The organism is Pseudomonas zhanjiangensis (assembly GCF_041027545.1).
GTDB classification, from domain to species: Bacteria; Pseudomonadota; Gammaproteobacteria; order Pseudomonadales; family Pseudomonadaceae; genus Aquipseudomonas; species Aquipseudomonas zhanjiangensis.
Window position 1 is genome coordinate 117,843 of sequence record NZ_JBFTEG010000001.1, and the last position, 13,619, is coordinate 131,461.

At 64.9% G+C, this 13,619-nt stretch carries 13 protein-coding genes; 3 read left to right on the forward strand and 10 right to left on the reverse strand.

The window, feature by feature from the left end; all coding sequences use genetic code 11:
* Positions 1–5 precede the first annotated feature (5 nt).
* Both AB5S05_RS00520 and AB5S05_RS00525 read right to left on the reverse strand, forming a co-directional pair.
* Entirely contained in the window at positions 6–590 is a 585-nt protein-coding gene (locus AB5S05_RS00520) for a PA_0111/PP_0108 family redox-active disulfide protein (protein WP_369285443.1), read from the reverse strand.
* A complete protein-coding gene (locus tag AB5S05_RS00525; RefSeq protein ID WP_369285444.1) occupies positions 565–1,296 on the reverse strand; it encodes an SURF1 family protein in 732 nt (243 codons plus the stop codon). Before AB5S05_RS00525 ends, AB5S05_RS00520 begins: the two co-directional genes overlap by 26 nt.
* A 74-nt stretch (positions 1,297–1,370) precedes the next feature.
* Here AB5S05_RS00525 and AB5S05_RS00530 point away from each other — a divergent pair, with 74 nt between their 5' ends.
* The gene (locus AB5S05_RS00530) at positions 1,371–1,574 is read left to right on the forward strand and encodes a twin transmembrane helix small protein (RefSeq protein ID WP_369285445.1); all 204 of its coding nucleotides are present in this window, start codon (positions 1,371–1,373) and stop codon (positions 1,572–1,574) included.
* Positions 1,575–1,580: 6 nt separating this feature from the next.
* Here AB5S05_RS00530 and AB5S05_RS00535 read toward each other — a convergent pair whose 3' ends face one another.
* Genes AB5S05_RS00535 through coxB form a run of 4 tightly spaced genes read right to left on the reverse strand, consistent with a single transcriptional unit; the run spans position 1,581 to position 5,763 of the window.
* Positions 1,581–2,468: a cytochrome c oxidase subunit 3 gene (locus AB5S05_RS00535; protein WP_369285446.1), complete on the reverse strand. Its 888-nt coding sequence runs from the start codon at positions 2,466–2,468 to the stop codon at positions 1,581–1,583.
* An 11-nt stretch (positions 2,469–2,479) separates the two neighbouring features.
* Positions 2,480–3,028, reverse strand: a complete 549-nt coding sequence (locus AB5S05_RS00540) for a cytochrome c oxidase assembly protein (protein ID WP_369285447.1) — start codon at positions 3,026–3,028, stop codon at positions 2,480–2,482.
* 10 nt (positions 3,029–3,038) lie between these two features.
* On the reverse strand, positions 3,039–4,634 hold the full coding sequence (ctaD, locus tag AB5S05_RS00545; protein WP_369285449.1) for a cytochrome c oxidase subunit I: 1,596 nt from the start codon (positions 4,632–4,634) through the stop codon (positions 3,039–3,041).
* 4 nt (positions 4,635–4,638) lie between these two features.
* Positions 4,639–5,763, reverse strand: coding sequence for a cytochrome c oxidase subunit II (gene coxB, locus AB5S05_RS00550; protein ID WP_369285450.1), 1,125 nt, complete (start codon positions 5,761–5,763; stop codon positions 4,639–4,641).
* A gap of 485 nt (positions 5,764–6,248) precedes the next feature.
* Between coxB and AB5S05_RS00555 the strand changes: the two genes are divergently transcribed.
* A complete protein-coding gene (locus AB5S05_RS00555) occupies positions 6,249–6,905 on the forward strand; it encodes a hypothetical protein (protein WP_369285451.1) in 657 nt (218 codons plus the stop codon).
* Positions 6,906–6,955: 50 nt separating this feature from the next.
* On the opposite strand, the gene AB5S05_RS00560 is transcribed toward AB5S05_RS00555, so the two are convergent.
* The 4 genes from AB5S05_RS00560 to AB5S05_RS00575 all read right to left on the reverse strand — a co-directional run bounded on the left by AB5S05_RS00560 (position 6,956) and on the right by AB5S05_RS00575 (position 12,182).
* Positions 6,956–7,684 carry a carbonic anhydrase gene (locus AB5S05_RS00560; RefSeq protein ID WP_369285452.1) on the reverse strand — a complete coding sequence of 243 codons (729 nt, stop codon included), beginning with the start codon at positions 7,682–7,684 and terminating at the stop codon, positions 6,956–6,958.
* Between the two features lie 170 nt (positions 7,685–7,854).
* The gene (gene pgi, locus AB5S05_RS00565) at positions 7,855–9,519 is read right to left on the reverse strand and encodes a glucose-6-phosphate isomerase (protein ID WP_369285453.1); all 1,665 of its coding nucleotides are present in this window, start codon (positions 9,517–9,519) and stop codon (positions 7,855–7,857) included.
* Between the two features lie 48 nt (positions 9,520–9,567).
* Positions 9,568–10,506: a carbohydrate kinase family protein gene (locus tag AB5S05_RS00570; protein ID WP_369285454.1), complete on the reverse strand. Its 939-nt coding sequence runs from the start codon at positions 10,504–10,506 to the stop codon at positions 9,568–9,570.
* 89 nt (positions 10,507–10,595) lie between these two features.
* The gene (locus tag AB5S05_RS00575; RefSeq protein WP_369285455.1) at positions 10,596–12,182 is read right to left on the reverse strand and encodes a carbohydrate porin; all 1,587 of its coding nucleotides are present in this window, start codon (positions 12,180–12,182) and stop codon (positions 10,596–10,598) included.
* 159 nt (positions 12,183–12,341) lie between these two features.
* On the opposite strand from AB5S05_RS00575, the gene AB5S05_RS00580 reads away from it, so the two are divergent.
* Entirely contained in the window at positions 12,342–13,616 is a 1,275-nt protein-coding gene (locus AB5S05_RS00580; RefSeq protein ID WP_369285456.1) for an ABC transporter substrate-binding protein, read from the forward strand.
* Positions 13,617–13,619: the final 3 nt, after the last annotated feature.

Consider the following 13,619-nt stretch of genomic DNA (forward strand, 5'->3'; position numbering starts at 1 on the left):
AGTCCTCAGCCGATCTGAGAGATTTTCAACAGGTGGCGCAGGTCATCGAGGATGGCCTTGCCCTTGCTGCCGGCCCCATAGCGCAGCACCAGATTGCCATGGGGGTCGACTATCCACAGCTGCGCCCCGGCGCTCTGGCCGGCGACTCGCTGGTAGGACTGCAGCTGCAAGCGCAAACGGGACAGCTGCGGATATTCACGCTGCAACCTGGTGTCATAGGCCTGACTCAACGGCTCGGCGCTGGCCAGGGCGTGGCTGGCGCGCGAGGCGTCGCGGTTTAGGCCGATATGAATCTGCCGGGCGAGAAACACCAGTTGCTGGCAGTCCGCATCGCAGGCCCCCGGCGCGGTGACCAGCAACTGCCAGCGCGCCTCCTCGCCGCCGGTGACGCCCAGGTCGGCGCGGGTCTGACCGTTGCCGAGCAGTTCGCCATGGTAGCTGCGGCTCTCGGGCACCCAGAAGCGCCACTGGTACATGGCACTGGCCAGCACCATCGGGCCGATGACTACGGCCACTATCAGGATCAGCTGCCAGCGTCCGCGCCGGCGTTGACTGGGCGAGACTTCAGGCAGGGTGATGGCTGGATTCATGGCGAGTCTCCCGCGCATTGTGCAAACCAAGATAGATGAACAGACCGAGTAAAGTGGCGGCCAGGGCGAACCATTGCACGGCATAGCCCAGGTGCTTGTCCGGGCTCATGGCGACCACCGGCCAGTCGACCTGGAAGGAAAAGGGGCTTGGCTCCATGCGTATTTCATAGCGTAGGCCAGGGCGATTCAATTGCCGCCAAAGCGCCTCTGGCTTGACCTCGGTGACCAGCCGCGGCCAGCTGCTACCGGGCCGATCCGCCTGCAGACGAAAGGCTTGGCCCGACGGCCGATAGACCCAGCCCGTCAGGCTCACCGTTGCCTCGGGCGTGGTGAAGCGCGGGGCGCTACGCCGGTCCGGCCAGGGCAGCCAACCGCGATTGAGCAACAGCCATTGGCCGCTGAACTGGTCATGGAAGGGTTGCAGCAGCTCCACCCCGGCCCGGCCGTCTCGGGTACGGTTATCCAGCAACAGGCTATGGGCCGCATCGAAGCGACCCTGCAGTCGTACCCGCCGGTAGGCGGGATCGGGATCGGCCGCCAGCGCAGCGACGCCGATTGGCTCGGCGTGCCGCTGCAGCTGCTGGCTGGCCAATAGCTCGCGCTTCTGCTCGGCGCGGCTCAACTGCCAGAAGCCCAGCCCGACCAGCAGTGGCAGCAGGGCCAGCACCAGCAGGCTGGGCAGCAGGCCGGGGCGGAAGGCGCTCATGGGCACCCCGCAACGGCACGGGTCAAGCTGGTTATACTGCACCAACAACGCATCCCCTTCCCCCGGAGTCACGCATGCTCAAGGCCGCGATCATCCTCCTGCTTCTGGCTACCCTGGTCAGCCTGTTCAGCGGCCTGTTCTTCCTGGTCAAGGACGAAGGCCGCACCTCCCGAGTGGTCAATGCCCTCACCGTCCGCGTCACCCTGACGGCACTCACGGTCGGCCTGATCGCCTGGGGTTTCTATTCCGGCCAGCTGGTTTCCCACGTCAGCTGGTGAGCCGCGTCACAGGACATAGACGAAGGTAAACAAACCTATCCAGACCACATCGACGAAGTGCCAGTACCAGGCCGCGGCCTCGAAGCCGAAGTGATGCTCGGGACTGAAGTGGCCACGCAGGATGCGGATCAGCATGATCGTCAGCATCAACGCCCCCAGGGTGACGTGGGCGCCGTGGAAGCCGGTGAGCATGAAGAAGGTGGCGCCATAGATGCCCGAGCCCAGGGTCAAACCCAGTTCGGTATAGGCATGCACATACTCTTCGGCCTGGAACCCCAGGAAGGCCGCACCGAGCAGGATGGTCAGCGCCAACCAGAGCTTGAGCGCCTTGCGCTGGTTCTTGCGCAGGGCGTGGTGGGCGAAGGTCAGGGTGAAGCTGGAGGTCACCAGCAGCACGGTATTGAGCAACGGCAGCCGCCAGGGATCGATGATGTCGCTGGGCGGCGGAAACAGCTTGGAGTCCGGGTTGTTGAGCAATGGCCAGGTGAACTCGAAATTCGGCCACAGCATTTGCGCCACCCCCTTGGCGCCCTCGCCGCCGAGCCAAGGGCCGGCCAGGTTGCGCACATAGAAGAGTGCACCGAAGAAGGCCGCGAAGAACATGACCTCGGAAAAGATGAACCAGCTCATGCCCCAGCGGAACGAGCGGTCCATCTGCGGGCTGTAAAGGCCAGAGCGGCTTTCCTTGATCACGTTGCCGAACCAGCCGAACAGCATGTAGGCGAGAAACAGGGCGCCGATGAAGAAGATCAGCGGGCCATTGGACTCCGCCCGCTCGGCCTTCATGTCATTGAACCAGGTGCCGACCCCGTAGACGGTGATCAGCAGGCCCAGGGTGGCGATGATCGGCCACTTGCTCTGGGCCGGGACATAGTACTGCTCGTGAGACGCCATCTTTGTTCTCCTTATTGGCTCACCTGGGCCACAGGTGGTTTACGCGCAGTGATATCGAACAGCGTATAGGCCAGGGTCAGGTGCTTGACGTCATCGGGCAGGTCCCGATCGACGATAAAGCGCACCGGCATTTCGATCCGCTCTCCAGGCTGCAGCACCTGCTGGGTGAAGCAAAAGCATTCGGTCTTATGAAAGTAGGCCGCCGCCTTCGACGGCGCCACGCTGGGAATGGCCTGGGCGGTCATGGGCTTATCGGTGGGGTTGTGGGCGACAAACAGCATCTCGGTGCTCGCTCCAGGATTGACCAGCACTTCGTCGGCCCTGGAACGAAACTCCCAGACCATGTCGGCGGCATTGGTGGCGAGGAACTGCACCCGCACCTGGCGCCCCTCATCGATCTGCTGCGCCCCCTCGTAGGCCCCAGCGGTCTTGCCGTTGATGCCGAAGGCCTGGCACATCACGTCGTAGATCGGCACCAGGGCGAAGCCGAAGGCGAACATCGCCGCCACCACCAGCAACAGGCGGATGACCAGGCGACGTGTGCCGATGGACTCGCTCACGGCTGCACTCCTACTTCACTTCCGGCGGGGTCTGGAAGGTGTGGTAGGGCGCCGGCGACGGCACCGTCCACTCCAGGCCCTCGGCACCGTCCCAGGGCTTGGCCGCAGCAGGCTGGCCGCCGCGGATGCACTTGATGACGATGAACAGGAACAGCAACTGGGTCGCGCCGAACATGAAGGCGCCGATACTGGAGACCATGTTGAAGTTGGCGAACATCATGTTGTAGTCGGGAATGCGCCGCGGCATGCCGGCCAGGCCGACGAAATGCATCGGGAAGAACGCCAGGTTCATGCCGATGAAGCTCATCCAGAAGTGCAACTTGGCCAGGGTCTCGTCGTACATGTGGCCGGTCCACTTCGGCAACCAGAAGTAGGCCGAGGCGAAGATGCCGAAGATCGCCCCGGGCACCAGCACATAGTGGAAGTGCGCCACCACGAAATAGGTGTCGTGGTACTGGAAGTCGGCTGGAGCGATGGCCAGCATCAGCCCCGAGAAACCGCCGATGGTGAAGAGGATGACGAACGCCACCGAGAACAGCATGGGCGCCTCGAAGGTCATCGAGCCGCGCCACATGGTGCTGGCCCAGTTGAATACCTTCACCCCGGTGGGCACGGCGATCAGCATGGTGGCGTACATGAAGAACAGCTCGCCGGTCAGCGGGATGCCCACGGTGAACATGTGGTGGGCCCAGACGATGAATGAGAGGAAGGCGATCGAGGCGGTGGCGTAGACCATCGAGGTATAGCCGAACAGCGGCTTGCGGGCGAAGGCCGGAATGATCGAGCTGACCGCACCGAAGGCCGGCAGGATCATGATGTACACCTCGGGGTGGCCGAAGAACCAGAACACGTGCTGGAACAGCACCGGATCGCCGCCACCTGCGGCGCTGAAGAAACTGGTGCCGAAGTGCACGTCCATCAGCATCATGGTCACGCAGCCGGCCAGCACCGGCATCACCGCGATCAGCAGGAAGGCGGTGATCAGCCAGGTCCAGACGAACAGCGGCATCTTCATCAGGGTCATGCCGGGGGCACGCAGGTTGAGGATGGTGGCAACCACGTTGATCGCGCCCATGATCGAGCTGATGCCCATCAGGTGCACGGCGAAGATGAAGAAGGTGACGCTCTCCGGCGCATAGGTAGTGGACAGGGGCGCATAGAAGGTCCAGCCGAAGTTCGGCCCGCCTCCCTCGCTGAACAGGGTGCTGACCAACAGCGTGAAGGCCGCCGGCAACAACCAGAAGCTGAAGTTGTTCATCCTTGGTAAGGCCATGTCCGGCGCCCCGATCATCAGCGGGATCATCCAGTTGGCCAGGCCGACGAAGGCCGGCATCACCGCGCCGAAGACCATGATCAGGCCGTGCATGGTGGTCATCTGGTTGAAGAACTCCGGCTGCACGATCTGCAGGCCCGGCTGGAACAGCTCGGCGCGGATCACCATGGCCATGGACCCGCCCAGCAGGAACATGGCGAAGCTGAACCACAGGTACATGGTGCCGATGTCCTTGTGGTTGGTGGTCAGCACCCAGCGCATCAGGCCCTTGGCCGGGCCATGGTGGTGGTCAGCATGACCCTGCTCCTGATGAGAGTCGATCACTGCACTCATGTCCTTACTCCTGAGCCTGTTTGAACGCGAGGATGTCCTGCGGGGTGACCATGTCACCGAGCTGGTTGCCCCAGGCGTTGCGTTCATAGGTGATGATGGCGGCGAGGTCGACTTCCGAGAGTTGCTTGCCGAAGGCGGCCATGGCCGTGCCCGGCTTGCCGTTGACCACAATGTTGATATGGCCTGCGGCCGGGCCGGTGGCGATCGCCGAACCCTTCAGCGCCGGGAACATCGGCGGCAGGCCCTCACCGCTGACCTGGTGACAGGCCGCGCAGTTGGTGGCGTAGGCCTTCTCGCCACGGGCCATCAGCTCCTCGAGGGTCCACTGCTTGCTGGTCAGCTCCTTCTCGGCCGCAGCGGCCTGCTTGCGCTCGGCCAGCCAGGCGGTGAAATCCTCCTTGGATTTGACCTCCACGACGACCGGCATGAAACCGTGATCCTTGCCGCACAACTCGGTGCACTGGCCGCGGTAGAGGCCCGGCTCGTCGATACGCGTCCAGGACTCGTTGACGAAGCCGGGGATGGCGTCTTTCTTCACCGCCAGCGCCGGCACCCACCAGGAGTGGATGACATCGGCCGAGGTGATGAGGAACCGCACTTTGGTGCCGGCCGGCACCACCAGCGGCTGATCGACCTCGAGCAGGTAGTGCTCGCCCTTGTCGGCCTGGTTGTGGATCTGCTCGGCCGGAGTGGCCAGGTTGCTGAAGAACTCGACGTCCTGGCCCAGGTACTTGTAGTGCCATTTCCACTGGTAGCCCGTGACCTGCACGTCCAGTTCGGACTCGCTGTTGTCGTAGATGTCGATCAGGGTCTTGGTCGCCGGAACTGCCATCAGCACCAGGATCAGCAGGGGCACCACGGTCCAGAGTATTTCCACCGTGGTGCTTTCATGGAAGTGCGCGGGCTGCTGTCCGGTGGCGCGGCGGTGCACCAGCATCGACCAGAACATGGCACCAAATACCACCACGCCGATGACGACGCAGATCCAGAAGATGGTCATGTGCAAGTCGAAAACCGAGCGGCTGACCTCGGTAGCACCGGGTGCCATGTTGATCGTCCAGCTGGCGTGAGCCGAGCTGAATGCCAACCACAGCAGTAGGCCCATCCAGACTCGTGGATGTCGCATCATTGCGGGTTCCCCTTATGATTCTTGTTATCCCGCCGGCGGAGCCTGCGGCAAAGGGATCGACTGCCATATCGGACGATGCAAGGCGACTGCAAGCAGCGCACCTGTGAGGCCTGGAAGTCTGGACGAACCAGTGGGCATAGCCCCCGAACACTTCCCTGCCTGCGTGCACAATCGCGTTGATCGACCGCTAACTGCTGGCGACAACTGTCGAAACCTCTCCGTGCCGAAGCCCGTCCGGTTCCATCAGGTACTGCCTTTCGAGTTCGAGTATAGACGGCGACTTTCGCCTGGCAATTCGAAAGCGCAAATGACTGAAGCCGCGCAGGGCTCGTGCTAAAGGGCGCGGCGCCGCCAAGCGAAAAAATGCAAGCCAGACCGGGATATAGCGGGCTCGCATAACTGTGAAAAAATTATGACAATTACGTCTTAGCAGCCGCGCCTGACCAGCTATGGTTCACGCCCATGTCCTCATATCAGGAGTAGTCATGAACATTCCCGCCCTGCGCGAATTGATCCAGCGCGCCCGCCAAGACGATGCCGGTTCGGGTCAACTCGCTCGTCAACTGCAAGCCCAACTCAACCACCTGCATCCCTCCATCCGCCTGCCGGCCGAGAACGGTCTTGAGGTGCTAAGTCGCTTCGTCGGCGCCTACATCGAGCAGGTTCCCGATATGCTGGAGGCCGCCAGTCAGGTGGCCCGCGAAGCCGGGATCGAGGCGCAGGTCAAGCCGGTGCTGAAGGTGGCCGAACAGTTCTTTCTCCAGCCGCCCAGCGTCACGGCAGGCCACGAGGGCCTCGAGGGCCTGCTCGACGAAGCCTACCTGGCCCACCGCCTGGTCGAAGAGGTCAACGATCGCTACAGCAGCCACCTGGGTCTGCCACTGATCCCCGTGGATACCACCACAGCCAACCTGGTGGCCCACCATCTGATCGGCGAGCCGTTCGCCAACCAGCTGGACGAGGCCGTACACCATGCCGTGGAGGGCATGCTCGACGAGGACAGCTTCACCCAGGACTCCGTGCTGGCCTACCGCGAGCGCCTGGGCGCGCCACAAACCGAGGCGGCCTGGAAGCGCTGGCCTTGCCTGTCGCAGCAGTTGGGTGTCGAATTGGTGCTGGATCAGTCCCGCGCCGCCGGCTGAGAGGGCAATGGCAATCGCCGCCGAGCGCATGCCAGCGGCGGCGCAGGGACTCAGCCCTGCGGGTAACGCGCGCGCGGCGTGGCCATCGGCACCTTGTTGCCATCGAGCGGCAGGAAGCGGCCGAGTTCGGCGTCGTAGGCCTTAATCTGGCTGGTTTCGATGTCATACACCCAGCCGTGGATGAACAGCTGACCGCGGGCCAGCTTGGCAGCCACAGAGGGGTGGGTGCGCAGGTGGTCGAGTTGGGCCACCACATTCTCTTCGGTGAGCACCGCCAGGGCTTCCTGATCGTTGCCGCAGTTGCAGTTTTCTGCCACCACCGTGCGTGCCACCTCGGCATGGCGCAGCCAGGCCTTGACCGTGGGCATGCTTTCCAGCGAGGCCGGATTGAGCACGGCCTTCATCGCGCCGCAGTCGGAGTGGCCGCAGATGACGATGTGCTGCACGCCCAGGGCCATCACCGCGTATTCGATGGCGGTGGACACACCACCCATCATCTGCCCGTAGGCCGGCACCACGTTACCGACGTTGCGGTTGACGAACAGGTCGCCCGGCGAACTCTGGGTGATCAGCTCGGGCACCACCCGCGAGTCGGCGCAGGTGATGAACATGGCACGCGGGTTCTGTGCGGTAGCCAGCTTCTTGAACAGCTCCTGCTGTTGCGGGAAGACCTCGTGGCGAAAGCGCTTGAAGCCGTCCACGATGCTCTGCAGGGCTTCTTCGGCGGTTTCACTGCCTGTGCGTCCCTGCAACGGGATCGCTTGGTGCTTGTACGGCATATCGCTGACCTCTGTGAACTGAAAAAGACGCTGCTAGGGCGACAGCCCGGAGCGCTGGCGAGTCACATGCCAAGTGTCGTCTCGGCGCGGCGTTCCGACAACCTGTAGGCTGGGGCGGGTAGTGCATGAGTCGGTCTGGTCTGGCGGGACGCCCCGGCGGCGAGCTTCTCTCAGCCCCGGTGCCGGCCGCGGAAGAACTCGATCAGGCCCTGGGTCGACGCGTCCTCGGCGGTGCTGGACTCACTGCCGACCAGGCGTGAATAGACGCCCTGGCCCAGCTGCTTGCCCAGCTCAACGCCCCATTGGTCGAAGGCGTTGATGCCCCAGATCGCACTCTGGGCGAACACCTTGTGCTCGTAGAGAGCGATCAAGGCGCCCAGACGCCGTGGGCTGACCCGTTCCAGCACCAGGGTGTTGCTCGGCCGGTTGCCGGGGATCACCTTGTGCGGCGCCAGGCGCTGCACCTCGTCCTCGTCCAGGCCCTGGCCGCGCAGCTCGGCCTGAGCCTCTTCCAGGCGCTTGCCGAGCATCAGTGCCTGGCTCTGCGACAGGCAGTTGGCGAACAGCCACTGGTGGTGGTCGGCGACCGGGTTGTAGCTGCTCACCGGGACGATGAAGTCGGCCGGAATCAGCGCGGTGCCCTGGTGCAGCAACTGGTGGTAGGCATGCTGACCGTTGCAGCCGACGCCGCCCCAGATCACCGGGCCGGTGGCGCAGGGGACCGGGCGACCGTCCTGCAGCACGTGCTTGCCGTTGGACTCCATGTCCAGCTGCTGCAGGTGCTTGGTGATGTTCCTCAGGTAGTGATCGTAGGGCAGGATTGCCTGGCTCTGGGCGCCCCAGAAGTTGCCGTACCAGATGCCCAGCAACGCCAGCAGCACCGGCATGTTGCGTTCGAACGGCGCGCTCTGGAAATGCTGGTCCATGCGGTAGGCGCCGGACAGCAGCTCCTTGAAGTTGGAGATGCCGATGGACATGGCGATCGGCAAACCGATGGCCGACCACAGCGAGTAGCGCCCGCCGACCCAATCCCACATCGGCAGGATGTTCTCCTCGCGGATGCCGAAGGCCATGGCCGCCCCGGTATTGCTCGACACCGCCATGAAATGCCGGTGCAGTTCGGCTGCCGAGCCGCCCTGGGCCAGGTACCAGCCGCGCGCCGCCTCGGCGTTCTTCAGGGTTTCCAGGGTGTTGAAGGTCTTCGACGAGACGATGAACAGGGTGGTTTCGGCGCGCAGCTTGGCCGCCAGTTCGTGGAACGAGCTGCCGTCGATATTGGCCAGGTAATGGCAGCGCACGCCCCGTTGGGCGAAGGGCAGCAGGGCCTCGGAGACCAGTTGCGGACCGAGGAAGGAGCCGCCGATGCCGATGTTGACCACGTCGGTGATCGGCTTTTCGCTGTAGCCGCGCCACAGGCCGTTATGCACCTTGCCGACCAGCTCGGTCATCCGGTGCAGCACCCGGTGCACCTCGGGCATGACGTCGCGGCCGTCGACCAGCACCCGGTCGCCGAGGGGGCGACGCAATGCGGTGTGCAGCGCCGGGCGCCGTTCCGAGCCATTGAGCGGGGCGCCGTCGAACAGCGCGTCAATCGCCTCGGCCAGCCCGCATTCCCGTGCCAGCCGCACCAGCAGGTCGCGGGTTTCACAGGTGATCAGGTTCTTCGAGTAGTCGAGCAACAGGCCGCAGTCGTCCAGCGAGAACTGGGCGAAGCGCTGCGGGTTGTCGGCGAACGCCTGGCGCAGGCTGAATTCGCTGAGCTGCTCGCGGTGCGCGGCCAGGGCCTGCCAGCCGGGCAAGCGGGTGACATCGGGGGACGACTGAGGGTGCGACATGACGACTCCTGCGAGGGTGGGGGAGAACTGCGCGAGGCCGGCGCAGGCTCAAGGCTGTTCCAGTTCATGGGCATGGGGCAGGTCCGGGCCGACCCGCGAGCAGGTCAGCGCGGCGGCGCGCACGGCGTAGTCGAGCATCGCCGCGATATGCTCGCGGGGCAGCTCGCCCAGCGCGGCCGGGCTGTCCAGGCCGTGTCGCGCCAGATAGGCGAGCAGCGCGGCCTGGAAGCTGTCGCCGGCACCGACCGTGTCGCGGGTGTCCACCGTCCGGGCCGGCACCGTCCAGTGGCCGTGCCGGCGACTGAAGACGCTGGCGCCGTTACCGCCGTGGGTGACGAACGCCACTTGGCAGCGCTGGCCGAGCCACTGGCTGACGATCTCTTCGGGCTTGCGCTCCGGGTAGAGCAGGGCCAAGTCTTCCTCGCTGACTTTGATCAGGTGCGCCCGTGCGACGAACGCCTCGATACGCTGGCGCCACAATTCGATACTGGGCTCGACGCCGAGCCGCACATTGGGGTCGAGGCTGATCAGGCGCCGCTCGCCCTCGCGCCCGACCAGCTCGAACAGGGTATCGGCGGCGGGCATCACCACCAGGGAATAGGAGCCGACATGGATGCCGCGCACCCGCCCATCGAGCGCCGGCAGATGCTCGCAGCGCAGCAAGCGGTCAGCGCAACCCTCGCCACGGAAGGAATACTGCGGCACCCCCTGGGCATCGACGGCAACCATCGCCAGGGTGGTCGGCGCCTCGCTGGATACCAGGTAATCGCCGTGCACCCCTTCCTCGTGCAACACCCGGCGCAGTCGCGCGCCGAGGAAGTCGCGGGAAATCCCGCCGAACAGCGCCGAGTCGCCGCCCAGCCGGCGCAGGCCGACCGCCACATTGAACGGCGAACCGCCGGCCACCGCCTGCAAGTCCAGCCGGTTGCCCGACGCGCCGGGCTGGCTGAAGACATCGAACAGGGCTTCGCCACATACCAGATACATGGGATGACTCCAGATCAACAGGTCATTGAAAGATGGCGCGCTGGGCTGCGGAGCCTGGATCCTGTCTACCGCCCAAGGCGCCAGGGGGTCTAGAACCAGGTTTCCATCTGCACGCCGAACTGCCAGAGGCCGCCGGCCTGGAAGCCATCCTGGCCGAAGGCGTCGCTGTCGCTGTAGCCGTCCAGTTCCTTGGACCAGTCCATCAGGCTGGCGAACAGGCGCAGCTCGGGCCGGGTGAAGAAGCCGCCCATGTCCGGCTTGAAGGTCGGCGCCACCGTCAGCTTCCAGAAGTCGCCGTCGACCGCGTTGCGCGCCTGGTAGCCCATGGGGTCGAGGTCCATGGTCTGCCAGCTCATTTCGTAGACCATCTCGAAGTTGCTGTTGATTTCCTGGGCCAGGCGCAAGTTGAGAGTCAGCCAGCGGTAGTCGTCGCCGCCGACGTATCTGTCCTGGCTCTGTTCGGCCAGCAGGCTCGGCGCGATCCGCCAGCCGGACGCCAGGGGCGTCTGACCGTAGAGCGCCAGGCGCAGGGCCCGGGCATCGTCGAGCAGCTCGCCGTCCGAGCCCAGGTTCTTCACCTCGGCGCCAAGGCCCTGGCCATACAGCAGCGCCGTCTTGAAGAAGCCCTCGCGGCCGAAGAAGCCCTTCTGGTGATGAGCCAGCATGCTTTGCACGCCGGAGTCGGCGGGGGTCAGCCCGGCGGCGTTGCTGCGGGTATCGTTCTGGTTCGAGCCGATGGCGTTGAACATCCACTGCCAGCGGCCGTCGTCGAAGAACTGGTTGGAGGTGAGGATGTAGCTTTCCACGTCGGCGTTGCCACCCTGGGCGCTGAAGTCGCCGTAATCGCGGCCCATCAGGGAGAAGTTGGAGCGCCAGCCCTCGCCGAACTGCAGGTCGTAGACGCCACCGCCGGTGCCGGCCAGGTAGACCACGTCGGAATCCAGCCAGTGGATGTCGAAGGTATCGCGGTCATAGCGCTTGCCGGCCCACAGGGTCGCGTTCTCCAGCACGGGGTTGCCCTTGAACGCCGCGATCTGGTCGAGGGCAGCATAGGCCTGGCGCACGTTCAGCGTGCTTTCTGCGGCCGTCCAGTCGTTGGAGGTTTCCACCCCGTCGGCGATCGACACGGTGAATTTGGAACGAGTGCCGTTCTCGGCATGCAGCTCTTTCGACAGGTCAATACGCATATAGGTGTCGTCTTCGTTGCCGAGCCGACCGACGGCACCGCCAACGGAGCCGGCCGGTGTGACATAGGGGCCGCCGCGCCCGCCGCCCAGGCTGTCGTCGACCAGTAGCCCGGAGCGGGCATAGCCATTGAAGCTGAAGCCGTTGGTGAGCTTGCTGGGGTTCTTGGTCTCGCTGCGGCCGAGCTTTTCAAGGGCGGCCTGACGCGCTTCGACGTCTGCCAGGCGGGCGGCCAGCACGGGCGCGCTCGTCTCCGGTTGCGGTCCGCTCGCCTGGATGGCGGGGTCGGACTGCTTGAGCCGGGCCAGTTCCGCGGCGGTCTGGCGGGCCTGCTGCTCGGCGGCGGCGGCACGCGATTCGGCGGCGGCGGCGCGGGCTTCCAGCGCGGCCATGCGCTGTTCCAGGGTGAGCGGCGTCGCCGCCTGCGCCAGGGGTGCCAGCGCCAGGGAGCCGAGCAGAGCCGGCAGTAACCAGAGGGGTGCATGCTGCATGGGGTTGCCTCTTTATTGTTGTAATGGAGTGCGCGCCAGGCTTTCGGCCGCCTGCCCGGTATTTCAGGCCAATGGAAAATGGGCTGTACTTCTCGTGACGCACTGCTATATTAGCGATGTTAACGTTATCTTCAACAAAAATAACAAGTGAGACCTTCTATGAAATCCTTCAGCTCGTTACTTCCGGCCGCCGTGCTCGCCGTCGCCGCCGGGCTGCCTGCCTTCGCCTCCGCCGAAAAGCTGACCATCTCCTGCGGCGCCGTAGGCGCCGAGCTGCAGCTGTGTCGGGAAGGCGTCGAAGCCTGGTCGAAACAGACCGGCCACAGCGTCGAGGTGGTATCGACCCCCAACTCGGCAACCGAGCGCCTGTCCTTCTACCAGCAGATCCTCAGCGCCCATTCGTCCGATATCGACATCATCCAGATCGACGTTGTCTGGCCTGGCATGCTGGCCAACCACCTGCTGGACCTGAACGAGGTGCTGCCGACCGCGTCCACCCAGGGTTACTTCCAGGCCCAGCTGGACAACGCCACCGTCGCCGGCCGCCTGGTGACCGTGCCGTGGTTTACCGACTCAGGCCTGCTCTACTACCGCAAGGACCTGCTGGAGCAGTACGGCAAGCCGGTGCCCCAGACCTGGGACGAGCTGACCGCCACGGCCAAGGCGATCCAACAGGCCGAGCGCGACGCCGGCAACGCAAACATGTGGGGCTACGTGTTCCAGGGCCGTGCCTACGAAGGCCTGACCTGCAACGCCCTGGAGTGGATCGGCAGCCATCCGGGAGGCGCACTGATCGACGCCCAGGGGCAGATCGCCATCGACAGCGACGCTACCCGCAAGGCCCTGAGCCTGGCAAAAAGCTGGGTCGGCGACATTTCCCCACGCGGCGTGTTGAACTACACCGAGGAGGAAGGCCGCGGCGTGTTCCAGTCCGGCAACGCGCTGTTCATGCGCAACTGGCCCTACGCCTGGGCGCTGGCGCAGAGCGCCGGCAGCGCGGTCAAGGACAAGGTCGGCATCGCGCCGCTGCCCAAGGGCGCCGACGCCGGCACGCACGCCTCGACCCTCGGCGGCTGGGGCCTGTCGATCTCGCGCTACAGCGCCCACCCCAAGCTGGCCGGCGAGCTGGTGGCCTACCTGACCAGTGCCCGGCAGCAGAAGCGCCGGGCCCTGGTTGGCGCCTACAACCCGGTCATCGAGTCGCTCTACCAAGACCCCGAGTTGCTGGCGGCGATGCCCTACTACAGCGATCTGCACGCCATCCTCAGCGACGGGGTGATGCGCCCCGCCTCCATCACCGGCGATCGCTACCCGCGGGTTTCCAACGCCCTGTTCGACCGGGTCCACGGCGTGCTGGCCGGCGAAACGCCGGTGGACCAGGCGGTGAGCGAACTGCACGGTGAACTCAAGCGCATCAAGCGCCGCAGCTGGTAAACC

Coding starts and splice junctions, on each gene's coding strand:
- AB5S05_RS00580 (WP_369285456.1), top strand. CDS start 12,342: ATGAAATCCTTCAGCTCGTTACTTCCGGCCGCCGTGCTCGCCGTCGCC.
- AB5S05_RS00535 (WP_369285446.1), bottom strand. CDS start 2,468: ATGGCGTCTCACGAGCAGTACTATGTCCCGGCCCAGAGCAAGTGGCCG.
- coxB (WP_369285450.1), bottom strand. CDS start 5,763: ATGATGCGACATCCACGAGTCTGGATGGGCCTACTGCTGTGGTTGGCA.
- AB5S05_RS00560 (WP_369285452.1), bottom strand. CDS start 7,684: ATGCCGTACAAGCACCAAGCGATCCCGTTGCAGGGACGCACAGGCAGT.
- AB5S05_RS00525 (WP_369285444.1), bottom strand. CDS start 1,296: ATGAGCGCCTTCCGCCCCGGCCTGCTGCCCAGCCTGCTGGTGCTGGCC.
- AB5S05_RS00570 (WP_369285454.1), bottom strand. CDS start 10,506: ATGTATCTGGTATGTGGCGAAGCCCTGTTCGATGTCTTCAGCCAGCCC.
- pgi (WP_369285453.1), bottom strand. CDS start 9,519: ATGTCGCACCCTCAGTCGTCCCCCGATGTCACCCGCTTGCCCGGCTGG.
- AB5S05_RS00530 (WP_369285445.1), top strand. CDS start 1,371: ATGCTCAAGGCCGCGATCATCCTCCTGCTTCTGGCTACCCTGGTCAGC.
- AB5S05_RS00555 (WP_369285451.1), top strand. CDS start 6,249: ATGAACATTCCCGCCCTGCGCGAATTGATCCAGCGCGCCCGCCAAGAC.
- AB5S05_RS00575 (WP_369285455.1), bottom strand. CDS start 12,182: ATGCAGCATGCACCCCTCTGGTTACTGCCGGCTCTGCTCGGCTCCCTG.
- AB5S05_RS00520 (WP_369285443.1), bottom strand. CDS start 590: ATGAATCCAGCCATCACCCTGCCTGAAGTCTCGCCCAGTCAACGCCGG.
- ctaD (WP_369285449.1), bottom strand. CDS start 4,634: ATGAGTGCAGTGATCGACTCTCATCAGGAGCAGGGTCATGCTGACCAC.